This window comes from Pseudomonas sp. stari2 (assembly GCF_040760005.1).
GTDB lineage: Bacteria > Pseudomonadota > Gammaproteobacteria > Pseudomonadales > Pseudomonadaceae > Aquipseudomonas.
The window spans coordinates 5,053,386-5,079,089 of the sequence record NZ_CP099760.1; the positions used below are offsets into that span (position 1 = coordinate 5,053,386).

Here is a 25,704-nt window from a genome sequence, read left to right on the forward strand (position 1 = left end):
CAGACACTGCCGAGGAAACACCGTGACGGACACCCACCGCCCTCCTTCGCCCGACACGGCGCAGGACGCTGCCAACGCAATGGATCAGGCTCTGGACTGGCTCATCGTGCTCGACAGCCCGGACGATGAACAGACCCGGCAATTTCACGCCTGGTTGGCGGCCGATCCGTTGAACGCCCAGGCGTTTGCCAAGGCCCAGGCGATCTGGGACGGCCCGCAGATCGCTCAGTGCGCGCAGGACCTCGCGGCCAGACCGAAGAAAGTCACCGTCCTCACACGCCTGCGCCCGCACTGGAAACCGCTGGCCACCGCCGCGGTGCTGATTCTCGGACTGTTCAGCTTCAGCAACCTGCCGATGCGTCTGCAGGCCGATCACCTGACGGTGGTCGGCGAGCGTCAGCGCCTGCAGCTTGAGGACGGTTCGAAAGTCCTGCTCAACACCAATTCGGCCTTCTCCAGCACGATCAACGATCGTCAGCGTGTGGCGCGCCTGTATCAGGGCGAAGCGTTTTTCGAGATCCCGGCCAGCCGCAGCCAGCCGCTGGAAATCGACGCCGGGCCGGTGAAGGCCAGCGTGCGCGACACCGCGTTCGCCGTGCGTTACCTGGACGGTGTGGCGCAGGTGCGGGTGCAGCGTGGCGATGTCGATCTGCGTGCCACCCGTGACGATGCCCGTGTGCGGCTGTCCGCCGGGGAAAGCATCCGCATCGGCCCCAATGGTTTCGACCGCCCGGCCAAGGTCGATGCCGCCACCGATCTGGCGTGGGTGCAGGGTCGTCTGATCTTCGAGAACTGTCCTCTGAGCCAGGTGCTGGCGGAACTGCGCCGCTACTACCCGGGCTTCATCATCAACACCAACGAACACCTGGCCGACGTCGCCGTCACCGGCAATTACCGCCTCGACCAACCGCTGGACGTAGTGCGTTCGCTCGCTCACATCACCTCGGCCAAGCTTCAGGAATTCCCGGCGCTGGTCATTCTTAACTAAATGAGAATTATTTTTACTCGATAGCCGAAGCTCGTTCGTCTCGTTATAGCCAATGCAATTGATTCGCATCTCGCGATACCAATCAGCACCTATAAAGATTCGTGCGACACGGAGCGCTATCGATGTCCTCACGCCTTACCCGCCAGACTTCTTCTCCTTCCCGCGTGCTGTCGCTGCTGACCGCCGCCATCCTGATGGCCGGCACTGCGCCACTGATGGCCGCCACCGAGCAACCGGCACGCAACATGGGCAATTACTCGTTCGCCATCGGCCAGCAACCACTGGTGTCGGCGCTCAACGCGTTCACCGCCGTCACCGGCTGGCAGGTCGGCTTGCCGGCGGAACTGGGTAAAGGCGTGTCGTCGCCGGGCGTGCGCGGTTCGCTGCCACCGGAAAAAGCCCTGGAGCGCCTGTTGGTGGGGACCAACCTGAGCTTCCGAAAAATCAGCAACAACAACGTCGTGCTGGAAAAGCGCAACAACGGCGGCGCGCTCAACCTCGATCAGGTGACCATCAGCGCCACCCGTCAGGAACAGTCGGTGAGCAGCGTGCCGGCCACCGTCACCGTGCAGACCCGTCAGGATCTGGACCGCAACAACGTCAACACCATCAAGGATCTGGTGCGTTACGAGCCGGGTGTGTCCGTGGGCGGCGCCGGCCAGCGCGGCGGGATCAGCGGCTACAACATTCGCGGTATCGACGGTGACCGCATCCTGACCCAGGTCGACGGCGTCGAAGTGCCAGACGGCTTCTTCAACGGCCCGTACGCCAAGACCCAGCGCAACTACGTTGACCCGGAAATCGTCAAACGCGTTGAAATCCTTCGCGGTCCGGCCTCAGTGCTGTACGGCAGCAACGCCATCGGCGGCGCGGTCAGCTACTACACCCTCGACCCGGATGACATCATCAAGCCCGGCAAAGACGTCGGCGCCCGCCTGAAGACCGGCTACAGCTCCGCCGACGACAGCTGGCTGAAATCCGCCACCGTTGCCGGACGCGCCGAGCAGTTCGACGGCCTGCTGCACTACAGCCAGCGCGACGGGCATGAAACCGACTCCTACGGCAGCAACAACGGCACCGGTCTTGAGCGCACTGCCGCCAACCCGGAGGACGTGAAAGCCTCCAACGTGCTGGCCAAGATCGGCTGGAACTACAACGAAGGTTCGCGTCTGGGCCTGACCTACGAAAAATACAAGGATGATCGCGACACCGATCAGAAAAGTGCTTACGGCGGCCCGTACTTCAATGGCGCCCCGACCATTCCAAACAGCGTACTGCCCGGCGGCATGTACCAGTGGCGTACCGGCAACGACACCGTCACCCGCGAGCGTTTCGGCCTGGAACACAGCTTCGAGTTGAACAGCCTGCTGGCCGACAACGTGAAGTGGAGCCTCAACAACCAGACCGCCAAGACCGACCAGAGCACCGAAGAGTTCTATTACCCGATGACCCGTAAAGTGCTGCGTACCCGCGACACGATCTACGAGGAAAAACAATGGGTGTTCGATGCGCAACTGGACAAGGCATTCGCCATCGGTGACACCGATCACGTCCTGACTTACGGCACTACGATCAAACAGCAGAAAGTCACCGGTTCACGCAGCGGCGACGGCAAGTGCCTGGCAGTCGGTCGCGGCTGCACCGCCATCGGCGCCACCAGTGCAGCCGACGTGCTGAAGAAGTCCAGCGACTTCCCGGACCCGACCATCAATACCTACAGCCTGTTCGCCCAGGATCAGATCAGCTGGAACAAATGGACCTTCCTGCCGGGCCTGCGCTACGACTACACCCAGCTCAAGCCGCACATCACCCAGGAATTCCTCAACACCGTGGCCGCTGATGGCAAAGGCACGGTCAGCGACGAAAACAAGACCTGGCATAAAGTCTCGCCGAAATTCGGCCTGACCTACGCCCTGACCGATAACTACACCTGGTACGGCCAATACGCCGAAGGCTTCCGCACCCCGACCGCGAAAGCGCTGTACGGTCGCTTCGAGAACAGCACCACCGGCTACAACGTGGCGCCGAACCCGAACCTGGAACCGGAAAAGAGCAAAAGCTATGAAACCGGTCTGCGCGGCAACTTCGAGCAAGGCTCGTTCGACGTGGCGGTGTTCTATAACAAGTATCGCGACTTCATCAACGAAGACGCCGTTACCCCGGGCTATAACGAGCTGACGTTCCAGACCAACAACATCAAGCACGCCACCATCAAGGGTGCCGAAGTCAAAGGTCGCCTCAACCTCGATTCGTTCGGCGCACCGCAAGGTCTGTACACCCAGGGTTCGATCTCCTACGCCTACGGACGCAACAACGACAACGGCGAGCCGTTGAACAGCGTCAATCCGCTGACCGGTGTATTCGGTCTGGGTTATGACCAGGACAACTACGGCGGCCTGCTGAGCTGGACCGTGGTCAAGAAGAAGGATCGCGTCGACGACAGCAACTTCAAGTCGCCGGACGGCGTCAGCAGCCAGTTCAAGTCGCCGGGCTTCGGCATTCTCGATCTGGCCGGCTATTACAAGGTCACCGACGACGTCACCGTCAGCGGCGGCATCTACAACCTGACGGACAAGAAGTACTGGTTGTGGGATGACGTGCGCGGTTACGACAGCGTCGGCGAAGCTTCGGTGACACAACCGGCCAACCTCGATCGCCTGACCCAACCGGGTCGCAACTTCGCGATCAACCTGGTCTGGGATATCTGATCCGGATGACCTCACGGCGCGTGCATTGCCGCGCCGTGAGGTTTTTTTACTGTCCGGCGCTTGCCCGTTCGTCTCGTTATCAAGCGCCTCTTCTTTTCAAGGACATCTCATGAGCACCCCGGAAAAAGCCCTGCGTTCGCAACGTTTGAACCAGATCACCCACGAGCCGCACAGCAAGCTCGATGCGCTGGTCAAGGCCCACGCGCCGTTCGAGACCCGCGCCAATTTCGCCCGTTTCGTGGTCGCGCAGTACCTGTTCCAGTCGGAACTGGTCTCGCTGTACAACGATGCCGAACTGACCGCCATCGTCCCGGATCTGCCGGCCCGCTGCCGCGCAGAAGCCGCCAAGGCCGACCTTGCGGATCTGGACACAGAAGTGCCTGCACCCGTCGCCGGCGCGGTGAAAAACCCGAACAAGGCCCGCGCCCTGGGCTGGATCTTCGTGTCCGAAGGCTCCAAGCTCGGCGCTGCGTTTCTGATCAAACGCGCCGTCGCGCTGGACCTGAGCGAAACCTTCGGCGCCCGTCACTTGGGCGAGCCTGAAGGCGGTCGCGCCGAAGGCTGGAAAAGTTTCGTGCGCACCCTGGACTCGCTGCAATTCAGTGCCGAAGAAGAAGCCGAAGTGGAGCAAGGCGCGATCGACGCGTTCAACCGCTTCACCGTGCTGCTGGAACAGGCTTACGCCACGGAAGCCGAACCGGCCTGAAGCGACACCGACTCCCCATTGTGGGAGCTAGCCTGCTAGCGATTCTGATGTCGACTGATATACCGCCATCGCGAGCAGGCTCGCTCACACATGGGAACCGAGCAAGCCTGTAGAATCCCCGTTTCGCCTCACGCACCTCGAGCCCATGCCCCAACCCGCCTCTTCCAGACTCGCCCGCCTGCTGTTCGGCCTGCTGGCCTATGTCAGCCTCGGTATCGGCCTGATCGCCATTGTCGTGCCCGGCCTGCCGACCACCGAGTTCATCCTGCTCGCCGCCTGGGCCGCGACCCGCAGTTCGCCGCGCCTGAGTGCCTGGCTGGAAAACCATCGACTGTTCGGCCCGATCCTGAACAACTGGCGCAACGGCAAGATCATCGCCCGCAAGGCCAAGGTCAGCGCCACCGTCAGCATGCTGCTGTGCGCGACCCTGATGCTGGTGATGCTCGATCACGGCTGGCCGGTCTATCTGGCGATTGCCGGCATGACGATGGGCAACCTGTGGATCTGGTCACGACCGGAAGCGTTGCCGAAGACTTCCTGATTTTTCCATTCTTTTCAGGGCATTTGCCCGCGCAAACGTTTACCGGCGACCGTTCGTCGGCTTGCGCCTCATGCACCCTCGCCCCGCGCCGATGACCATTGAATGGCGCTGAATGGATTTGGCGAACCGGGCAATTCCGTGTCCCGTAGCCAACAGTTCATTCATTCGCGAGAACACCCCATGTTCGACTCCCTGTCCATTCGCCTGAAAATCGTCCTGCTGTCCGGGCTCTGCCTGCTCGGTGTGGTTGCGCTGATTGTCGGCATCAACATTTACCAGACCAACCAGAACGACAAACTGGTCAGCGAGTCGAGCAGCAAGATGCTCACCGCCAGCGTGCAGAACCTGCTGCAGGCCAAGGCGGCCGAACAGGCGGTGCAGGTGCAGAAAACCTTCGGCGAGAGCCTGCTGGTGATCACCGCACTGGCCGACCAGATCAAGGACATGCGCGTCATGGCCGCCAAGCGTTCGCTGGACGCCGGGGCCTTGCGTGAAGAGTTGAACCTGAGCCTGAAAACCGCGTTCGAGCGCAACAGCAAGGTGCTGGGCATCTGGCTGGCCTTCGAACCCAACGGCCTGGACGGCAAGGACAGTGAGTTCATCAACGATGCCGCGCGCCAGTCCAACGAAGCCGGGCGCTTCGCCACTTACTGGAGCCGCGCCGCCGGTTCTGCGCTGAACACGATCATGGTCGAAGAAGACATGACCAAGACCACCCTCAGCGTCAGCGGCACGCCTTACAACAGCTGGTACACCTGCCCTCGCGACAACAAGCGCACCTGCCTGCTCGACCCTTACGCCGACACCGTGGGCGGCAAGGAAATGCTCATGACCACCATTGCCGTGCCGCTGCTGGTGGATGGCAAGGCTATCGGCGTGGTCGGCGTCGACATCGCCCTTGATGCACTGCAAGCGGCGGCCGTGGGTTCCCAGCGCGAACTGTTCAACGGTGCCGGGCACATGCTGATCGTCTCCGGCAGCGGCGTTCTCGGTGCCTACAGCACCGACGCGACCAAGGTCGGCAAAGGCATCGCCGAAACCCTTGGCGTCGAAGGCAAGGACATCCTGCAATTGCTGAGCGCCGGCACACCGAAGATTCTCGAACAGGGCGACCTGATCCGCGCCGTATACCCGGTCGATCCGATTGGCAATTCCCGGGCCTGGGGCGTGGTCATCGATCTGCCGAAACAAGTGCTGCTGGCCGACTCGGTCAAGCTGCAAGCGGTGCTCGACGACGCTCAGCAAACCGGCGTGATGACCGCGTTGGCGGTGGCCGTGATCGCCGGCCTGATCGGCCTGGTGCTGATCTGGCTCACCGCCTCCGGTGTGACCCGTCCGATCAACAGCGTCGCCGAAATGCTGAAGAACATCGCCAGTGGTGAAGGCGATCTGACTCAGCGCCTGAACTACACCAAGAAAGATGAACTGGGCGAACTGGTGAACTGGTTCAACCGCTTCCTTGACAAGCTGCAACCGACCATCGCCCAGATCAAACAGAGCATCTCCGAGGCCCGTGGCACCGCCGATCAATCATCGGAAATCGCCCGCCAGACCAGCGAAGGCATGCAGGTGCAGTTCCGCGAGATCGATCAGGTGGCCACCGCCTCCAACGAAATGAGCGCCACCGCCCACGACGTGGCCAACAGCGCTTCGAATGCTGCCAACGCCGCGAAAGGCGCCGACCAGTCGGCCAAGGACGGGATGTCGATCATCGAGCGCAGCACCCGCGACATCAATCAACTGGCCGATGAAGTCAGCAAAGCGGTGACTGAGGTTGAAGAACTGGCGGTCAACAGCGAACAGATCGGTTCGGTGCTGGAAGTGATCCGCAGCATTGCCGAACAGACCAACCTGCTGGCGCTGAACGCCGCGATCGAAGCGGCCCGTGCCGGTGAAAGCGGTCGCGGTTTCGCGGTGGTTGCCGACGAAGTCCGCAACCTGGCCAAGCGCACTCAGGATTCTGTGGAAGAAATCCGCGTGGTGATCGAACGCATCCAGACCGGAACCCGTGGCGTGGTCGCGACCATGCATTCGAGCCAGACCCAGGCCCACAACAACGCCGGGCAGATCCGCCAGGCCGTGGACGCCCTCGGCAAGATCAGCGATGCAGTCACTGTGATCAGCGACATGAACCTGCAGATCGCCAGCGCCGCCGAACAGCAGAGCGCCGTGGCCGAAGAGGTCAACCGCAACGTCTCGGCGATCCGCACTGTCACCGAAACCCTGACCGAACAGGCCACCGAATCGGCGGCGATCAGCAGCCAGTTGAATGCCCTGGCCAGTCAACAGATGAAATTGATGGATCAGTTCCGCGTCTGATTTGATCTATGATCAGGCCCTCTGCCGGAGGGCCTTCGATGACTGATCTGCTCACGTCCATTCAAGCCGCGCTTGGCTTGCCCAGCACACCGATTCCGTTTACCGGCGAGGGCGCCCTGCCCTCGGCGTTTGCCGTCACCGACCTGGCCTGCGCGAGCATTGCTGCGGCCGGGCAAGCGGTCGGCGAATTGCTCCGGCAGCAGACCGGCCAGCCACCCGACATGGCAGTCGACCGCCGCCTCGCCTCGTTCTGGTTCGCCACTTCGCTGCGACCGATCGGCTGGGAGGTGCCGCCGCTGTGGGATCCGGTGGCCGGCGACTACGCGACCAAGGACGGCTGGATTCGCCTGCACACCAACGCCCCGCATCACCGCGCCGCTGCCGAAAGCGTGCTGGGTGCCTGTGCCGACCGCGCGGCGATGGCGGCGAAAGTCGTGCAATGGGCCAGTACCGATCTGGAACAAGCGGTAGTCGAGGCCAATGGCTGCGCCGCCGAAATGCGCAGTTGGGCGCAGTGGCAGAAACACCCGCAAGGACTGGCGGTGAATGCCGAGCCCTTAGTGCATTTCGGTGATGGAGAAGAAAGTCATAAAACCTGGAAAGGCTCGGTGGAACAACCGCTGGCGGGGCTCAAGGTGCTCGATTTGACCCGCGTCCTCGCCGGCCCGACTGCCAGCCGCTTTCTCGCGGGGCTGGGTGCCAATGTCCTGCGCATCGACCCTCCGACCTGGAACGAGCCCGGCGTGGTGCCGGAAGTAACCCTCGGTAAACGCTGTGCGCGGCTGGATCTGCATCAAGCGGCAGATCGTGCGGTGTTCGAAAGTCTGCTCAAAGACGCTGACATTCTGCTGCACGGCTATCGCGCCGATGCGCTGGAACACTTGGGTTTTGGTGCCGAGCATCGCCGGCAACTGGCACCCGGACTGATCGACGTCTGCCTCAATGCCTACGGCTGGAGCGGCCCGTGGCAGAACCGCCGAGGCTTCGACAGCCTGGTGCAGATGAGCAGCGGCATTGCCGAGGCCGGACAGCACTGGAAGCAGGCTGACAAACCGACCCCGCTGCCGGTGCAGGCGCTGGATCATGCGACGGGATATTTGATGGCGGCGAGTGCGATCCGGTTGCTGGCTGAAAGGCTGCGCAGTGGTCGAGGTGGATCAGCGCGATTGTCGCTGGCACGGACGGCGAAATTGTTGATCGAGCAGGAGCCGGGCACGAACGAAGTGCTGCGTCCGGAAGATGCAAAGGATCGGAGTTTGCAGATGGAGCAGACGCCTTGGGGGCTGGCGCATCGGCTGCAAGCGCCATTGAAGATCTGCGGGACGCCATTGCAGTGGGCATTGCCGGCCACTGAGTTGGGTTCACATCAACCGCGATGGATTTGAATGTGTGCGGGTATCAATCCGCACGACTCGACGATGTCCACAACACCTGCGCCGCATACCCGCGATACGGCCGCCAAATCTCGGCGCGGGCAGACAATTCCCGCGCCGTCATCCGCGTTCCCTCCAGCACCTCGAGCGCCCGCAGCAATCCCACATCCCCAGTCGGAAACCCGTCCATATCCCGCAACTGCCGCAGGCCAATGTATTGCGCCGTCCAGTCGCCGATCCCGTGCAGCGCCAGCAACCGCGCGGTCCCGGATTCAAACAGCAGCGGATCATCCAGCAACGCCTGCGACACCCCGGACAAGGTCCGTCCTCGACTTTTCGGCATGCCCAGCGCCGCCAGATCGGCCTTCGCCAGAACCGCCGCGTCGGGAAATGCATGAGTCAATCCCGGCACTGTTGAGCGCAATGGCTCGCCATACTGCGCCACCAGTTTCCCCGCCAGCCGGATCGCCCCGACCACCGTAATCTGCTGCCCCAGCACTGCCCGAAACGCCAGCTCCAGTCCGTCCCACGCGCCCGGCACCCGCAACCCCGGGCGTTCGGCAATCAATGGCGCAAGCAGCGGATCCATCGCCAGATGGCGCTGCATCGTCGGCAGATCCGCGTCCAGATCGAACAGCCGACGCAAGCGCACAACTATCTCGGGCACCGCCGTCGCATCCGGAAAATCCAGCTCAACCTCCAGCGCATCATCGTCACCGGACCAGACCGAAACTGTGCCATGCATACCGTTCAAACCGATGCTGCGCGAATACACACCATCGACGACGGTCTCCATCCCTGCCACCGCCCGCACCGCGAGAAATCCGAGCATCGCCGGCCAGTCGTAGGGCGCCCGGTATTCGAGTCGCAGCCTCACAACGACAGCACGCCGCTGTACAACCCGTAGGCCGCGAGCCCCGCCCCGGCGATGACACAGGTGAAGATCCCCTTCTCGATCGTAGTGAACAGCGGCTCATTCTGCTCATGCTTGGCCTTGGCGAACAGAATCACCCCCGGCGCATACAGCAGCGCCGACAACAGCAGGTATTTCACCCCGCCGGCGTACAGCAACCACACCGCGTAGCACAGGGCAATGCCGCCGATCAGCAGGTCCTTGGTGCGTTCGGCCGAGGCATGTTCATAGGTTTCTCCGCGTCCGCTCAACAGCACCGCGTAGGCTGCCGACCACAGGTACGGCACCAGGATCATCGACGACGCGAGGTAGATGAGGCTGGTGTAGGTGCCGGCGGAAAACAGCGTGATCAGCAGGAAAATCTGGATCATCACGTTGGTCAGCCACAGCGCGTTGACCGGAACATGGTTGGCGTTTTCCTTGCGCAGGAACGCCGGCATGGTCTTGTCCTTGGCGGTGGCGAAAAGGATTTCGGCGCACAGCAGCGCCCACGACAACAGCGCACCGAGCAACGAAATGGCCAGACCGACACTGATCAGCAACGCGCCCCATGGTCCGACGATGTGTTCCAGCACGGCGGCCAGCGACGGGTTCTGCAAGATCGCCAGTTCCGGCTGACTCATGATCCCCAGCGACAACACATTGACCAGCACCAGCAGCGCCAGCACACCGAGGAAACCGATCACCGTGGCGCGACCCACGTCCGTGCGTTTCTCCGCCCGCGCCGAGTAAACGCTCGCGCCTTCGATACCGATAAATACAAACACGGTAACCAGCATCATGTTGCGCACCTGGTCCATCACACCGCCGAAGTTCGGATTGCTGCGGCCCCAGATGTCACGGGTAAACACGTCAGCCTTGAACGCCACGGCGGCGATGATCACAAACATGATCAACGGAATGATCTTGGCCACGGTGGTCAACTGGTTGATCAGCGCCGCCTCCTTGATCCCGCGCATCACCAGAAAATGCACGGCCCACAGCAGCACCGAGGCGCAACCGATGGCGATCGGCGTGTTGCCCTGGCCGAACACCGGAAAGAAGTAGCCGAGGGTGCTGAACAGCAACACGAAATACCCGACGTTGCCCAGCCAGGCACTGATCCAGTAACCCCAGGCCGAGGAAAACCCCATGTAGTCGCCGAACCCGGCCTTGGCGTAGGCGTAGACGCCGGAATCGAGTTCCGGCTTGCGATTGGCCAAGGTCTGGAATACGAACGCCAGGGTCAGCATCCCGATGGCGGTGATTCCCCAGCCGATCAGGATGGCGCCGGCATCGGCGCGAGCCGCCATGTTCTGCGGCAAAGAGAAAATCCCCCCACCGATCATCGAACCCACCACCAGGGCGATCAGTGCGCCAAGGCGCAGTTTTTGCGTCGGTTGCGACATTCAAATCTCCTTGAAAGATGGGCTGAGGTTTTTTATTTGTAACAACTATTAACTAAACAGATAAAGCTAACTGACGTTTATCAGGTAACACCAAAAGCGCCTATTTATATATAGCGGATAACGCTAACGCCTAGCACGTTAAGTCAGTTTTGTGCGCCGATCCTAATAAATCAATTCTGTACTGAAAACAGATGTGAAAAATTTGCCAAAACCCGAAAAGCAACTAGCGTCATAACTCGAAAGTAATAGGATCCATTCCCAACCACATCGACCAAAGGCCTCTGGGACGGGCCTTTCAGCCAATAGCCTTATGCCTGCATCCGCTTCATAAGTCATTCATTAACAATGGAATGTGACTATGCACTGATCTAAGTCAGCTGTTTGAAAAGCCAACAGAACTACGCTGTGAACTCTTCTCTCCTGCAATGGAGTCATGCAATGTCTGAAGCTCCCGGAAAACTACGACTAGGTGCACTGGTCGCATTGGTAGTCGGCTCAATGATCGGTGGCGGGATATTTTCTTTGCCACAAAACATGGCCGCCAGCGCCGACGTGGGTGCGGTGCTGATCGGGTGGGCTATCACCGCCGTCGGCATGCTCACCCTCGCTTTCGTCTTTCAAACCCTCGCCAATCGCAAACCTGACCTGGACGGCGGCGTGTACGCCTACGCCAAGGCCGGTTTCGGCGACTACATGGGTTTTTCCTCGGCCTGGGGTTACTGGATCAGCGCCTGGCTGGGCAACGTCGGTTACTTCGTTCTGCTGTTCAGCACTCTTGGCTATTTCTTTCCGATTTTCGGTGAAGGCAACACCGTTGCCGCCGTGATCGGCGCCTCGGTGCTGCTGTGGGCCGTGCACTTTCTGGTGCTGCGCGGGATCAAGGAAGCGGCGTTCATCAACCTCGTGACCACCGTCGCCAAGGTCGTGCCGTTGCTGCTGTTCGTCCTGATCGCGATTTTCGCCTTCAAACTGGACATCTTCACCGCCGACATCTGGGGTGTGAAAAACCCGGACCTGGGCAGCGTGATGAACCAGGTGCGCAACATGATGCTGGTCACCGTGTGGGTGTTCATCGGCATCGAAGGCGCGAGCATCTTCTCGGCCCGGGCGGAAAAACGTTCAGACGTCGGCAAGGCCACCGTGATCGGTTTCATCACCGTGCTGCTGTTCCTGGTGCTGGTGAATGTGCTGTCGCTGGGGATCATGACCCAACCGGAACTGGCCAAACTGCAGAACCCGTCGATGGCCGCCGTGCTGGAGCACGTGGTCGGTCACTGGGGCGCGGTGCTGATCAGCGTGGGCCTGATCATCTCGCTGCTGGGAGCGCTGCTGTCGTGGGTGCTGCTGTGTGCGGAGATCATGTTCGCCGCCGCCAAGGACCACACCATGCCGGAGTTCCTGCGCCGCGAAAACGCCAATCAGGTCCCCGCCAATGCCCTGTGGCTGACCAACGCGATGGTGCAGCTGTTTCTGGTCATCACCCTGTTCTCGGCCAGCACCTACCTGTCACTGATCTACCTCGCCACCTCGATGATTCTGGTGCCCTACCTGTGGTCGGCAGCCTACGCCCTGCTGCTGGCGATCCGTGGCGAGACCTATGAAGGTTTTGCCGCCGAACGGCGCAAGGACCTGATCATCGGCGCCATCGCCCTCGTCTACGCGATCTGGCTGCTGTATGCCGGCGGCGTCAAGTACCTGCTGCTGTCGGCCCTGCTCTATGCACCCGGCGCGATCCTGTTCGCCAAGGCCAAGCTCGAACTCAAACAACCGGTTTTCACCAACGTCGAGAAGCTGATTTTCGCCGCGGTGGTCGTAGGTGCCCTCGTGGCAGCCTACGGTCTCTACGACGGCTTCCTGACTCTGTAATTGCCAAACGTTTTATCTCTGGAGGATCACTGAAATGACCACGGAAAAAGTTAAGTACGGCGTCCACTCCGAAGCCGGCAAACTGCGCAAAGTCATGGTTTGCTCCCCAGGTCTGGCCCATCAGCGGCTGACCCCGAGCAATTGCGACGAACTGCTGTTCGACGACGTGATCTGGGTCAACCAGGCCAAGCGCGATCACTTCGATTTCGTCACCAAGATGCGCGAGCGCGGCGTCGAAGTGCTGGAAATGCATAACCTGCTGACCGACATCGTTGGCAATCCCGAAGCGCTGAAATGGATTCTGGACCGCAAGATCACCCCCGACACCGTCGGCGTCGGCCTGACCAACGAAGTGCGCAGCTGGCTCGAAGGCCTGGAACCACGCAAGCTCGCCGAATTCCTGATCGGCGGCGTGGCCGGTGAAGATTTGCCCGACAGCGAAGGCGCCAGCGTGATCAAGATGTACCGCGATTACCTGGGCCACTCCAGCTTCCTGCTCGACCCACTGCCCAACACCCAGTTCACCCGCGACACCACTTGCTGGATCTACGGCGGCGTGACGCTCAACCCTATGTACTGGCCGGCCCGTCGCCAGGAAACCCTGTTGACCACCGCCATCTACAAGTTCCACCCCGACTTCACCGGTGCCGACTTCGAAGTCTGGTACGGCGATCCGGACAAGGACCACGGCAAAGCCACTCTCGAGGGCGGCGACGTGATGCCGATCGGCAACGGCGTGGTGTTGATCGGCATGGGCGAGCGTTCCTCGCGCCAGGCCATCGGTCAACTGGCCCAATCGCTGTTCGCCAAAGGCGCGGCGGACAAAGTCGTGGTCGCCGGCCTGCCGAAATCTCGCGCGGCAATGCACCTGGATACCGTGTTCAGCTTCTGCGACCGCGACCTGGTCACGGTCTTCCCGGAAGTGGTCAAGGAAATCGTGCCGTTCATCATCCGTCCTGACGAAAGCAAACCTTACGGTCTGGACGTACGACGGGAGAACAAAACGTTCCTCGAAGTCGTGGCCAACTCGCTGAACCTGCCGAACCTGCGCGTCGTGGAAACCGGTGGCAACAGCTTCGCCGCCGAGCGCGAGCAATGGGACGACGGCAACAACGTGGTGGCTCTGGAACCTGGGGTCGTTATCGGTTACGACCGCAACACCTACACCAACACCCTGCTGCGCAAGGCCGGTGTGGAGGTCATCACCATCAGCGCCGGCGAACTGGGCCGTGGCCGTGGCGGCGGCCACTGCATGACCTGCCCGATCGTGCGCGACCCAATCGACTACTAAACCTCTGAGCCCTGGCCGCAACTCACCTTCTTTCAACAGAAAGTCGCGGCCAGGGGGACAACCGAGTACGCAAGGAGATCCATCATGGCTTTCAACATTCACAACCGTAACCTGCTCAGCCTGGAACACCACACCCCACGTGAGCTGCGCTACCTGCTCGACCTGTCCCGCGACCTCAAGCGCGCCAAGTACACCGGCACCGAGCAGCAACACCTGAAGGGCAACAACATCGCCCTGATCTTCGAAAAAACCTCGACCCGCACCCGCTGCGCGTTCGAAGTCGCCGCGTATGACCAGGGCGCCAACGTCACCTACATCGACCCGAATTCCTCGCAGATCGGCCACAAGGAAAGCATGAAGGACACCGCCCGCGTGCTGGGTCGCATGTACGACGCCATCGAGTACCGTGGCTTCAAGCAGGAAATCGTCGAAGAGCTGGCCAAGTTCGCCGGCGTACCGGTGTTCAACGGCCTGACCGATGAATATCACCCGACCCAGATGATCGCCGACGTGCTGACCATGCGTGAGCACGCCGACAAGCCGATCCATGAAATCAGCTACGCCTACCTGGGTGACGCCCGTAACAACATGGGTAATTCGCTGCTGCTGGTCGGCTCCAAACTGGGCATGGACGTGCGCATCTGTGCACCGAAGGCGCTGTGGCCCCACGACGACCTTGTGCAGCGTTGCAAGAAATACGCTGAAGAAAGCGGGGCCCGCATCACCCTGACCGAAGACCCGAAAGCGGCGGTCAAGGGCGTGGACTTCATCCACACCGACGTCTGGGTATCGATGGGCGAACCGGTTGAAGCCTGGGCCGAGCGCATCGAGCAACTGCTGCCGTATCAGGTCAACGCACAATTGATGAAAGCCACCGGCAACCCACGTACCAAGTTCATGCACTGCCTGCCGGCGTTCCACAACAGCGATACCAAGGTCGGCAAACAGATCGCCGAACAGTATCCGCACCTGGCCAACGGCATCGAAGTGACCGACGACGTGTTCGAGTCGCCTGCCTGCATCGCCTTCGAGCAAGCGGAAAACCGCATGCACACCATCAAGGCGATTCTGGTGTCGACTCTGGCTGATCTGTAACCCGGCTTTGGCACTGATCGTTCCCACGCAGGAGCGTGGGCACGATCAGTGATCAACACGAAAAAAGGACATGCACCATGCGTATCGTCGTAGCTCTGGGCGGTAACGCCCTGCTCCGCCGTGGTGAGCCGATGACCGCTGACAACCAGCGCGCCAACATCCGCATCGCGACCGAGCAAATCGCCAAGATCCATCCCGGCAACCAACTGGTCATCGCCCACGGCAATGGCCCGCAAGTCGGGCTGCTGTCGTTGCAGGGCCTCTCCTATAAACCCGATGAAGCCTACCCTCTGGACGTGCTCGGTGCCGAAACCGAAGGCATGATCGGTTACATCATCGAACAGGAACTGGGCAACCTGCTGGACTTCGAAGTCCCGTTCGCCACCCTGCTCACCCAGGTCGAAGTCGATCCCAAAGATCCGGCTTTCAAAGACCCGACCAAATTCATCGGCCCGGTCTATGCCAAAGAAGAAGCCGAGCGCCTGGCCAAAGAGAAAGGCTGGGTGGTCAAGGCCGACGGTGACAAATACCGTCGCGTGGTTGCCAGCCCGAAACCCAAGCGCATCTTCGAAATCCGCCCGATCAAGTGGCTGCTGGACAAGGGCAGCATCGTGATCTGCGCCGGCGGTGGCGGCATCCCGACCATGTATGACGAGAAGCGCAACCTCAAAGGTATTGAGGCGGTGATCGACAAAGACCTGTGCTCGTCGCTGCTCGCCGAACAGCTGGAAGCGGACTTGCTGGTGATCGCCACCGACGTCAACGCGGCGTACATCGACTTCAAAAAACCAACCGAGAAAGCCATCGCCCAGGCTCATCCGGACGAACTCGAACGCCTGGGCTTCGCCGCCGGCTCCATGGGGCCGAAGGTGCAGGCAGCCTGTGAATTTGCGCGCCATACTGGCAAAGTCGCGGTGATCGGTTCTCTGGCGGACATCGAAGCCATCGTCCAGGGCACCGCCGGTACGCGGGTCAGCACCGCCGCACCAGGCATCACCTACCGATAACCAGAAATGCCGGGGGCAGACCCAGGGTCTGCCCTTCTCCCATGCCTTGAAAGGAGAGAACATCATGGCCCAGTTCGAACCCGGTCACTTGCACATCGAACGGCACGCGTTGACCCAGGATGACGTCAACTACAATATCCGCCTCGAGTACGAAGTCTCGCAGGATCCGCAAAAAGGCAAAGGGATACAGTTCCGGCTGCATGGAACCATCCAGGGCAAAGAGGTCAACGAGCCCTTCTTCCTGCCAAAAGAAGAGGCTTACAACTTCGCTCGCAACGTGACGCAGATTGCCGAAAAGTACGGCATCCCCAAGAGCCACAGCCAGATCGGCTCGGTGCACAAGCATTACGATTTGATGTTTGAAGACATCCGTGTGCAGTTGAATATGAAATCCGGGGATCCGGTTAATCCCGAGCATTTCGAGTAACCCCACACACCTCAGATCCATTGTGGGAGCGAACTCGCTCCCACAGGAGATGCATACCCGCCGCAAGTTCACGTCGGATTTCACCTGAAGCCCCGCCCCAAGGCATACTTGCCCCCCTCCGTACTCCAGAATCCAGAACCACCCCATGCGTATCCACGTCAGTTTCATCGACCGCGTCGGCATCACCCAGGAAGTCCTGGCGATTCTCGGTGGACGCAACCTCAATCTGGATGCGGTGGAAATGGTCCCGCCGAACGTCTACATCGACGCCCCGACCCTCAGCCCGCAAGTGCTCGAAGAACTGAAAGATGCGCTGTTCCGGGTGCGCGGCGTGGAGGCCGTGGTGGTGGTCGACATCCTCCCCGGCCAGCGGCGGCACTTGCAGCTTGACGCGTTGCTCGCAGCGATGACCGACCCGGTGCTGGCGCTGGACAGCGCCGGCAAGGTGCTGCTGGCCAACCCGGCGCTGATCGCCCTGTACGGTCGCGAACCGGCGGGGGAAAGCGTCTCGGAGCTGTTCAACGACCCGGGGCTGCTCGAAACATTGCTTGAACAAGGCTTCCGCCTGCCGCTGCGGGAAATCACCGTCAACGGCCAGACCCTGTTGCTGGATGCCACGCCGATCACTGACGCTGGTGCCCTGCTGACCCTGTATCAACCTAATCGCATCGGCGAACAACTCTCGGCGCTGCACCACGACCATGCCGAAGGTTTCGATGCCCTGCTCGGCGAATCCCCGGCGATCCGCACGCTCAAGGCCCGCGCGCAACGGGTGGCCGCGCTCGATGCGCCGCTGCTGATCCAGGGCGAAACCGGCACCGGCAAGGAATTGGTGGCCCGCGCCTGCCACGCCATCAGCACCCGCCACAGCGCACCATTCCTGGCGCTGAACTGCGCGGCCCTGCCGGAGAACCTCGCCGAGAGCGAACTGTTCGGCTACGCCCCCGGCGCCTTCACCGGCGCACAACGGGGCGGTAAACCGGGGCTGATGGAACTGGCCAACCAGGGCACGGTGTTCCTCGACGAGATCGGCGAAATGTCGCCGTATTTGCAGGCCAAGCTGCTGCGCTTTCTCAACGATGGCAGCTTCCGTCGGGTGGGCGGTGATCGCGAAGTGAAGGTCAACGTGCGCATCCTCAGCGCGACCCACCGCGATCTGGAAAAAATGGTCAGCGAAGGCCTGTTCCGCGAAGACCTGTTCTACCGCCTCAACGTGCTCAACATCGAGGTGCCACCGCTGCGCGAACGCGGTCAGGACATTCTGCTGCTGGCCCGCTACTTCATGCAGCAGGCCTGTGCGCAGATCCAGCGCCCGGTCTGCCGCCTCGCCCCGGGCACTTACCCGGCGCTGCTCGGCAACCGCTGGCCGGGCAACGTGCGGCAATTGCAGAACGTGATCTTCCGCGCCGCAGCAATCTGCGAAAGCAGTCTTGTGGATATCGGCGATCTCGACATCGCCGGCACTTCAGTGGCGCGCCAGACCGACACCGATGTCGACAGCCTCGAAGAAGCGGTTGAGGCCTTCGAGAAATCGCTGCTGGAAAAGCTCTACGTCAGCTACCCCTCGACCCGCCAACTGGCCAGTCGCCTGCAGACCTCGCACACGGCGATTGCCCATCGGCTGCGCAAGTACGGGATTCCGGGGAAAGCCTGACAGCGCCCCAAAAGCGACCTCCATCTGTACTGAAAGCGCTACAGCGGAACGATATCGCTACACCCTCCTCCGATCACCGCTGTGCAAGGCTTTGATCCGCTTCAGCTTTTTTCTTCGCCCCGCACTGTAGCGATTTCGCTACAGCTAGCGTGATCGCGCCTGCCTACAAATCAATCAAGCCATTGATTTATAACGATATTTTTGCATTGGCCGCGTTCTTGCTAAGTAACCGCTCATAAAATCAGGGCATTGCCGCCCGAGTATTCCACCGCGTCCACCAGACGAGTCTGGCCCCTAGGAGATTCCATGAGCGAGTTGCGTTTTACTGAAGATCACGAATGGCTGCGCGCCGAAGCCGATGGCTCTGTCACCGTTGGCATCACCGCTTTCGCGCAGAACGCCCTGGGCGACGTGGTGTTCGTGCAACTGCCTGAATTGCAGGCGTACGAGAAAGGCGCCGAAGCCGCCACCGTGGAATCAGTAAAAGCCGCGAGCGGCGTTTACATGCCGCTGGATGGTGAAGTCCTGGCCACCAACCCGGCCCTGGAAGACAGCCCTGAGTTGGTCAACGAAGATCCGCTGGGCGAAGGCTGGTTCTTCCGCTTCAAACCAGCCGACGCTTCCGCCGTCGCCAAGCTGCTGGATCAGGACGCCTACGACCGTCTGATCAAAGCCCAAGCCGAAGCCTGAGGAACCTGACATGACCCAAGTAAATCTCGGCACCACCAACGAATTCATTGCCCGTCACATCGGCCCGCGCGCCGGTGACGAGCAAGCCATGCTCAACAGCCTCGGCTTCGACTCGCTCGAAGCCCTGAGCGCCAGCGTCATCCCGGAAAGCATCAAGGGCACCAGCGTGCTCGGTCTGGACGACGGCCTGAGCGAAGCCGATGCCTTGGCGATGATCAAAGGCATCGCCGGCAAGAACCAGCTGTTCAAGACCTACATCGGCCAGGGCTACTACAACTGCCATACGCCGTCGCCGATCCTGCGCAACCTGCTGGAAAACCCGGCCTGGTACACCGCTTACACCCCATACCAGCCGGAAATTTCCCAGGGCCGTCTCGAAGCGCTGCTGAACTTCCAGACCCTGATCAGCGACCTCACCGGCCTGCCGATCGCCAATGCCTCCTTGCTCGATGAAGCCACCGCCGCTGCCGAAGCCATGACCTTCTGCAAACGCCTGAGCAAGAACAAGGGCAGTCACCAGTTCTTCGCCTCGATCCACAGCCACCCGCAAACCCTCGACGTGCTGCGCACCCGTGCCGAGCCGCTGGGCATTGAAGTAGTGGTGGGCGACGAGCGTGAACTGACCGACGTGACGCCGTTCTTCGGCGCGCTGCTGCAATACCCGGCGAGCAACGGTGATGTGTTCGACTACCGCGAACTGACCGAGCGCTTCCACGCTGCCAACGCCTTGGTAGCCGTCGCCGCTGACCTGCTGGCCCTGACCTTGCTGACCCCGCCGGGCGAATTCGGCGCGGACGTGGCCATCGGCAGCGCGCAACGCTTCGGCGTGCCGCTGGGCTTCGGTGGCCCGCACGCGGCTTACTTCTCCACCAAAGATGCGTTCAAGCGCGACATGCCGGGCCGTCTGGTCGGTGTCTCGGTTGACCGCTTCGGCAAGCCGGCCCTGCGTCTGGCGATGCAGACCCGCGAGCAACACATCCGCCGTGAGAAAGCCACGTCGAACATCTGCACCGCACAAGTGCTGCTGGCCAACATCGCCAGCATGTACGCCGTTTACCATGGCCCGAAAGGCCTGACCCAGATCGCCAACCGTGTGCATCACCTGACCGCGATCCTGGCCAAGGGACTGAGCGCCCTGGGCGTGACCGTCGAGCAAGCCAGCTTCTTCGACACCCTGACCCTGGCCACCGGCGCGCAAACGGCTGCGCTGCACGACAAGGCTCGCGCCCAACAGATCAACCTGCGGGTGATCGATGCCCAGCGTCTGGGCCTGTCGGTCGACGAAACCACCACCCAGGCCGACATCGAAACCCTGTGGGGTCTGTTCACCGACGGCAAGACTCTGCCGGACTTCGCTGCTCTCGCCGCTGCCGCGCAAAGCACCATTCCAGCCGCACTGGTTCGTCAGTCGCCGATCCTCAGCCACCCGGTATTCAACCGTTATCACTCGGAAACCGAGCTGATGCGCTACCTGCGCAAACTGGCGGACAAGGACCTGGCACTGGATCGCACCATGATCCCGCTGGGCTCGTGCACCATGAAACTCAACGCCGCCAGCGAAATGATCCCGGTGACCTGGGCCGAATTCGGTGCCCTGCACCCATTCGCCCCTGCCGAGCAAAGCGCCGGCTATCAGCAACTGACCGATGAACTGGAAGCGATGCTCTGCGCCGCCACCGGTTACGACGCGATCTCGCTGCAGCCGAACGCCGGTTCCCAGGGTGAATATGCAGGTCTTCTGGCGATCCGTGCCTATCACCAGAGCCGTGGCGAAGACCGTCGCGACATCTGCCTGATCCCGTCGTCCGCCCACGGCACCAACCCGGCTACCGCCAACATGGCTGGCATGCGTGTGGTCGTGACTGCCTGCGACGCCCGTGGCAACGTGGACATCGAAGACCTGCGCGCCAAGGCCATCGAGCACCGCGAACACCTCGCCGCGCTGATGATCACCTACCCGTCGACCCACGGCGTGTTCGAAGAAGGCATCCGCGAAATCTGCGGCATCATTCACGACAACGGCGGCCAGGTGTACATCGACGGCGCCAACATGAACGCGATGGTCGGCCTCTGCGCACCGGGCAAGTTCGGCGGCGACGTCTCGCACCTGAACCTGCACAAGACCTTCTGCATTCCGCACGGCGGTGGCGGCCCGGGTGTCGGCCCGATCGGCGTGAAATCGCACCTGACCCCGTTCCTGCCGGGCCACGGCCATATGGAGCGCAAGGCAGGCGCAGTCTGCGCGGCGCCGTTCGGCAGCGCGAGCATTCTGCCGATCACCTGGATGTACATTCGCATGATGGGTGGCGCAGGTCTCAAGCGCGCTTCGCAACTGGCGATCCTCAATGCCAACTACATTTCCCGTCGCCTGGAAGAGCACTATCCAGTGCTGTACACCGGCAGCAACGGCCTGGTGGCGCACGAGTGCATCCTGGATCTGCGTCCATTGAAAGACAGCAGCGGCATCAGCGTCGATGACGTGGCCAAACGTCTGATCGACTTCGGCTTCCACGCCCCGACCATGTCGTTCCCGGTGGCCGGCACGCTGATGATCGAGCCGACCGAAAGTGAATCCAAGGAAGAACTGGACCGCTTCTGCGACGCCATGATCCGCATCCGCGAAGAAATCCGCGCAGTGGAAAACGGCACCCTGGACAAGGACGACAACCCGCTGAAGAACGCTCCGCACACTGCCGCAGAGCTGGTTGGCGAGTGGACTCACCCATACAGCCGCGAACAAGCGGTGTACCCGGTGGCATCGTTGGTCGAAGGCAAGTACTGGCCGCCGGTCGGTCGCGTCGACAACGTGTTCGGCGACCGCAATCTGGTCTGCGCCTGCCCGTCGATCGAAAGCTACGCTTGACCTGTGAGGGGGCGGGTTCGCCCGCCCCTTTCATGCGTGCCTGAAGTGCCTATAACAAGAAACCGGAGAACAACCATGTCGTTAAGCGTGTTCGACCTGTTCAAGATTGGCATCGGCCCCTCCAGCTCCCACACCGTCGGCCCGATGCGCGCAGCTGCGCGTTTCGTCGAAGGTTTGCGTCGGGAAAACCTGTTGTCGGCCACCACCAGCGTCAGGGTCGAGTTGTATGGATCCCTCGGCGCCACCGGCAAGGGTCACGGCAGCGACAAGGCCGTACTGCTGGGCCTGGAAGGTGAACACCCGGATACCGTGGATACCGAAACCGTCGCTGCACGTCTCACGCAGATTCGCGGCAGCGGGCGTTTGAACCTGCTCGGTGAACACAGCATCGCGTTCAACGAGAAAGAACACCTGGCAATGATCCGCAAGCCATTGGCCTATCACCCCAACGGCATGATCTTCCGTGCCTTCGATGCAGCGGGATTGCAGATCCGCAGCCGCGAGTACTACTCCGTCGGCGGTGGTTTTGTGGTCGACGAAGACGCGGCCGGCGCCGACCGTATCGTCGAAGACGCCACACCACTGACCTTCCCGTTCAAAAGTGCCAAGGACTTGCTCGGTCACTGCGCCACCTACGGCCTGTCGATCAGCCAGGTGATGCTGACCAACGAAAGCGCCTGGCGCCCGGAAGCGGAAACCCGCGCCGGCCTGTTGAAGATCTGGCAAGTGATGCAGGACTGCGTAGCTGCCGGCTGTCGCAACGAAGGCATTCTGCCGGGCGGCCTGAAGGTCAAGCGACGGGCGGCGGCGCTGCACCGGCAACTGTGCAAGAACCCGGAATCGTCGCTGCGCGATCCGCTGTCGGTGCTGGACTGGGTCAACCTCTACGCCCTGGCCGTCAACGAAGAAAACGCCAACGGCGGGCGCGTGGTCACGGCACCGACCAACGGCGCGGCGGGGATCATCCCAGCGGTGCTGCATTACTACATGCGCTTCATTCCCGGCGCGAACGATGACGGCGTGGTGCGCTTCCTGCTGACCGCGGCGGCCATCGGCATTCTGTACAAGGAAAACGCCTCGATTTCCGGTGCCGAAGTCGGCTGCCAGGGCGAGGTCGGCGTGGCCTGCTCGATGGCGGCCGGCGCGTTGTGCGAAGTCCTCGGCGGCAGCGTGCAACAAGTGGAAAACGCCGCCGAAATCGGCATGGAACACAACCTCGGCCTGACCTGCGATCCGATTGGCGGGCTGGTGCAGGTGCCGTGCATCGAACGCAACGCCATGGGCTCGGTCAAGGCGATCAATGCCGTGCGCATGGCCATGCGCGGAGACGGGCAGCACTTCGTCTCCCTCGACAAGGTCATCCGCACCATGCGCCAGACCGGCGCCGACATGAAAAGCAAATACAAGGAGACCGCCCGCGGCGGTCTGGCGGTCAACATTATCGAGTGTTAATTAGCCCCCTCTCCCGCCGGGAGAGGGTTGGTGTGAATCAAGGAGTCACGCATGTCCACCGAACAACTGTCGAAAACCCCGCTGCACGCTCTGCACATCGAACTCGGCGCCCGCATGGTGCCGTTCGCCGGCTACGACATGCCGGTGCAATACCCGCTGGGCGTGATGAAAGAACACCAGCACACCCGTGAGCAGGCCGGGCTGTTCGACGTCTCGCACATGGGCCAGATCCGCCTGACCGGCGCCAATGCCGCCAAAGCCCTGGAAACCCTGGTGCCGGTGGACATCATCGACCTGCCGGTGGGCATGCAGCGCTACGCGATGTTCACCAACGAAACCGGCGGCATCCTCGACGACCTGATGGTCGCCAATCTGGGCAACGACGAACTGTTCCTGGTGGTCAATGCCGCGTGCAAGGACCAGGACCTGGCCCATCTGCAGAAACACATCGGCGATCAATGCACCATTACCGAGCTGTTCGAAGCCCGCGCCCTGCTCGCGCTGCAAGGCCCGGCGGCCGTAACCGTACTGGCACGCCTGGCGCCGGAAGTGGCGAACATGACTTTCATGCAGTTCACCCGCGTGACACTGCTGGGTGTGGATTGCTTCGTCAGCCGTTCGGGCTACACCGGTGAAGACGGTTTCGAAATCTCGGTACCAGCAGCCGATGCGGAAAAACTCGCCCGCGCCTTGCTGGCCGAGCCGGAAGTCGCCGCCATCGGCCTCGGTGCCCGGGATTCGCTGCGTCTGGAAGCCGGCCTGTGCCTGTACGGCCATGACATGAACACCGACACCACGCCAATCGAAGCCAGCCTGCTGTGGGCAATCTCCAAGCCACGCCGTGCCGATGGTGCACGGGCCGGCGGCTTCCCGGGTGCAGAACAGGTTTTCGGCCAGCAGCAGAACGGTGTCGCACGCAAACGCGTCGGCCTGCTGCCGCAGGAGCGCACGCCGGTCCGTGAAGGTGCAGAGATCGTCAACGAAGCCGGCGAAATCATCGGCAGCGTGTGCAGCGGCGGTTTCGGCCCGACCCTGGGCGGTCCATTGGCGATGGGTTACCTTGACAGCGCCTATGTCGCACTGGACACACCAGTCTGGGCTATCGTTCGTGGGAAAAAGGTGCAAATGCTTGTAAGCAAAATGCCATTCGTTCCACAACGCTACTATCGTGGTTGATGGACTGTTTCTATAAGTAACGCGATTGCGTTATGCGTGCACTAATGTGTAACGCAATCGCCATAAAACAGTGCACTTCCCTTACATTCGATTCGAATATGAACTTGGCTTATAACGTTCGAAAACAATTGAACAAGCTAATCGTATAAGCCCGACTAGTGGACTGACTAACAGCCGGCAAGCACAGGAAAACCGGGGCCTTCACGGGGCTTGTTTTTCCTCCTGTAGTTGGCGTAGAGTTTGTCCACTGTGTTTGCATGGGTCAGCTTGGAATCGTGACCTGGGCAGTAGCCTACAAGTTAGCTACATCCCGTTCGACGTCTTCTTACTCTCCTGCAACCAGCCCCAGTACTCTTTCATGAGGAAGAGACTGTCATCAATTTTTGCGTCAAAGGAAATAAGAAATGTCCACACGTCAGAGCGGTACCGTCAAGTGGTTTAACGACGAGAAAGGTTTTGGTTTTATCACTCCAGAAAGCGGTCCGGATCTGTTCGTGCATTTCCGCGCTATTCAGGGCAACGGCTTCAAGAGCCTGAAAGAAGGCCAGAAAGTGACTTTCGTTGCCGTACAAGGCCAGAAAGGCATGCAGGCTGATGAAGTCATCGCTGAAGCCTGATTTTCTGTAACGAAAAAGCCCCTGATATTGATATCAGGGGCTTTTTTGTGCGCGCGAATCCGTAAAATGGCGCTTCACTTTCCGTCCAGAGGCTGCCATGTCGAAACACCTGCTCCTTCCCCAGGGCGACTTTCCCGCCGTCGGTCTCGGCCGTCGTCTGGCAGCGATGTTCTATGACTTTCTGCTGTGTACCGCCCTGCTGATCGTCACGGGCTTCATCTATAAGCTGATCCAGGCCGCAATCATCGGCGAAGAGCGTCTGCGCGCAATGACCGACGCCGGCAAACTGGACGGCGACCCGCTGTACTCCACCGTACTGCTGCTGGTGCTGTTTGGCTTCTTCGCCAAATTCTGGACCCACGCCGGCCAGACACTGGGCATGCAGGTGTGGGGCATTCGCGTACAGAACGCCGATGGCACCGCGATCAGCCTGTGGCAGGCGCTGCTGCGGTTCATGGTGTCGATCGCGTCGTGGCTGTGCCTCGGCGTGGGGTTCTTCTGGTCGCTGTTCGACAAGCGCAAGCGCGCCTGGCATGACATCTACTCGGACACGCAACTGGTGCGGATCCCGAAGAAAGCCAAATAACCCGGCAGATGCAAAAACGCCCCGATCAAATCGGGGCGCTTTTT

The 25,704-nt window shown here is 61.2% G+C and carries 20 protein-coding genes; 18 read left to right on the plus strand and 2 right to left on the minus strand.

Annotation, left to right across the window (positions count from 1 at the left end; translation table 11 throughout):
- The first annotated feature begins 22 nt into the window (after positions 1-22).
- The 6 genes from NH234_RS23140 (at position 23) to NH234_RS23165 (ending at position 8,647) form a co-directional block, all read left to right on the plus strand.
- Positions 23-988, plus strand: a complete 966-nt coding sequence (locus NH234_RS23140) for a FecR domain-containing protein (RefSeq protein ID WP_085730284.1) — start codon at positions 23-25, stop codon at positions 986-988.
- Positions 989-1,110: 122 nt separating this feature from the next.
- On the plus strand, positions 1,111-3,696 hold the full coding sequence (locus tag NH234_RS23145) for a TonB-dependent receptor (RefSeq protein ID WP_367254402.1): 2,586 nt from the start codon (positions 1,111-1,113) through the stop codon (positions 3,694-3,696).
- A 109-nt stretch (positions 3,697-3,805) separates the two neighbouring features.
- On the plus strand, positions 3,806-4,402 hold the full coding sequence (locus NH234_RS23150; RefSeq protein ID WP_085730282.1) for a biliverdin-producing heme oxygenase: 597 nt from the start codon (positions 3,806-3,808) through the stop codon (positions 4,400-4,402).
- 145 nt (positions 4,403-4,547) lie between these two features.
- A complete protein-coding gene (locus tag NH234_RS23155) occupies positions 4,548-4,943 on the plus strand; it encodes a YbaN family protein (protein WP_367254403.1) in 396 nt (131 codons plus the stop codon).
- Between the two features lie 180 nt (positions 4,944-5,123).
- Complete coding sequence (locus tag NH234_RS23160; RefSeq protein WP_367254405.1) at positions 5,124-7,262, plus strand: methyl-accepting chemotaxis protein; 2,139 nt, start codon at positions 5,124-5,126, stop codon at positions 7,260-7,262.
- 38 nt (positions 7,263-7,300) lie between these two features.
- Positions 7,301-8,647 (plus strand): CoA transferase, encoded by a 1,347-nt coding sequence (locus tag NH234_RS23165; protein ID WP_367254406.1) that lies wholly within the window; start codon positions 7,301-7,303, stop codon positions 8,645-8,647.
- 13 nt (positions 8,648-8,660) lie between these two features.
- Here NH234_RS23165 and NH234_RS23170 read toward each other — a convergent pair whose 3' ends face one another.
- The gene (locus NH234_RS23170) at positions 8,661-9,512 is read right to left on the minus strand and encodes a DNA-3-methyladenine glycosylase (RefSeq protein WP_367254407.1); all 852 of its coding nucleotides are present in this window, start codon (positions 9,510-9,512) and stop codon (positions 8,661-8,663) included.
- Positions 9,509-10,936 carry an arginine-ornithine antiporter gene (gene arcD, locus NH234_RS23175; protein ID WP_085730278.1) on the minus strand — a complete coding sequence of 476 codons (1,428 nt, stop codon included), beginning with the start codon at positions 10,934-10,936 and terminating at the stop codon, positions 9,509-9,511. The genes NH234_RS23170 and arcD (NH234_RS23175) overlap by 4 nt, the downstream gene beginning before the upstream one ends.
- A 438-nt stretch (positions 10,937-11,374) precedes the next feature.
- Between arcD (NH234_RS23175) and arcD (NH234_RS23180) the strand changes: the two genes are divergently transcribed.
- From arcD (NH234_RS23180) to NH234_RS23235, 12 genes are all read left to right on the plus strand, one after another.
- Positions 11,375-12,802 carry an arginine-ornithine antiporter gene (gene arcD / locus NH234_RS23180; protein WP_085730277.1) on the plus strand — a complete coding sequence of 476 codons (1,428 nt, stop codon included), beginning with the start codon at positions 11,375-11,377 and terminating at the stop codon, positions 12,800-12,802.
- A 34-nt stretch (positions 12,803-12,836) separates the two neighbouring features.
- Positions 12,837-14,093 carry an arginine deiminase gene (arcA, locus tag NH234_RS23185; RefSeq protein WP_367254408.1) on the plus strand — a complete coding sequence of 419 codons (1,257 nt, stop codon included), beginning with the start codon at positions 12,837-12,839 and terminating at the stop codon, positions 14,091-14,093.
- Between the two features lie 84 nt (positions 14,094-14,177).
- Positions 14,178-15,188, plus strand: coding sequence for an ornithine carbamoyltransferase (locus NH234_RS23190; protein ID WP_085730276.1), 1,011 nt, complete (start codon positions 14,178-14,180; stop codon positions 15,186-15,188).
- Positions 15,189-15,265: 77 nt separating this feature from the next.
- On the plus strand, positions 15,266-16,195 hold the full coding sequence (gene arcC, locus NH234_RS23195) for a carbamate kinase (RefSeq protein ID WP_367254409.1): 930 nt from the start codon (positions 15,266-15,268) through the stop codon (positions 16,193-16,195).
- A gap of 64 nt (positions 16,196-16,259) precedes the next feature.
- On the plus strand, positions 16,260-16,622 hold the full coding sequence (locus NH234_RS23200) for a DUF5064 family protein (protein ID WP_085730274.1): 363 nt from the start codon (positions 16,260-16,262) through the stop codon (positions 16,620-16,622).
- Positions 16,623-16,767: 145 nt separating this feature from the next.
- Complete coding sequence (locus NH234_RS23205; protein WP_367254410.1) at positions 16,768-18,276, plus strand: sigma-54-dependent transcriptional regulator; 1,509 nt, start codon at positions 16,768-16,770, stop codon at positions 18,274-18,276.
- A gap of 306 nt (positions 18,277-18,582) precedes the next feature.
- Positions 18,583-18,966, plus strand: a complete 384-nt coding sequence (gene gcvH / locus NH234_RS23210) for a glycine cleavage system protein GcvH (protein ID WP_007951190.1) — start codon at positions 18,583-18,585, stop codon at positions 18,964-18,966.
- Between the two features lie 10 nt (positions 18,967-18,976).
- Positions 18,977-21,829, plus strand: a complete 2,853-nt coding sequence (gene gcvP, locus NH234_RS23215) for an aminomethyl-transferring glycine dehydrogenase (protein WP_367254411.1) — start codon at positions 18,977-18,979, stop codon at positions 21,827-21,829.
- A 75-nt stretch (positions 21,830-21,904) separates the two neighbouring features.
- Positions 21,905-23,281, plus strand: a complete 1,377-nt coding sequence (locus NH234_RS23220) for an L-serine ammonia-lyase (RefSeq protein ID WP_085730271.1) — start codon at positions 21,905-21,907, stop codon at positions 23,279-23,281.
- 51 nt (positions 23,282-23,332) lie between these two features.
- Positions 23,333-24,457: a glycine cleavage system aminomethyltransferase GcvT gene (gcvT, locus tag NH234_RS23225; RefSeq protein ID WP_367254412.1), complete on the plus strand. Its 1,125-nt coding sequence runs from the start codon at positions 23,333-23,335 to the stop codon at positions 24,455-24,457.
- A 404-nt stretch (positions 24,458-24,861) separates the two neighbouring features.
- Positions 24,862-25,074 carry a cold-shock protein gene (locus NH234_RS23230; RefSeq protein ID WP_007951194.1) on the plus strand — a complete coding sequence of 71 codons (213 nt, stop codon included), beginning with the start codon at positions 24,862-24,864 and terminating at the stop codon, positions 25,072-25,074.
- Between the two features lie 97 nt (positions 25,075-25,171).
- Positions 25,172-25,660 (plus strand): RDD family protein, encoded by a 489-nt coding sequence (locus tag NH234_RS23235; RefSeq protein WP_085730269.1) that lies wholly within the window; start codon positions 25,172-25,174, stop codon positions 25,658-25,660.
- Positions 25,661-25,704 lie beyond the last annotated feature (44 nt).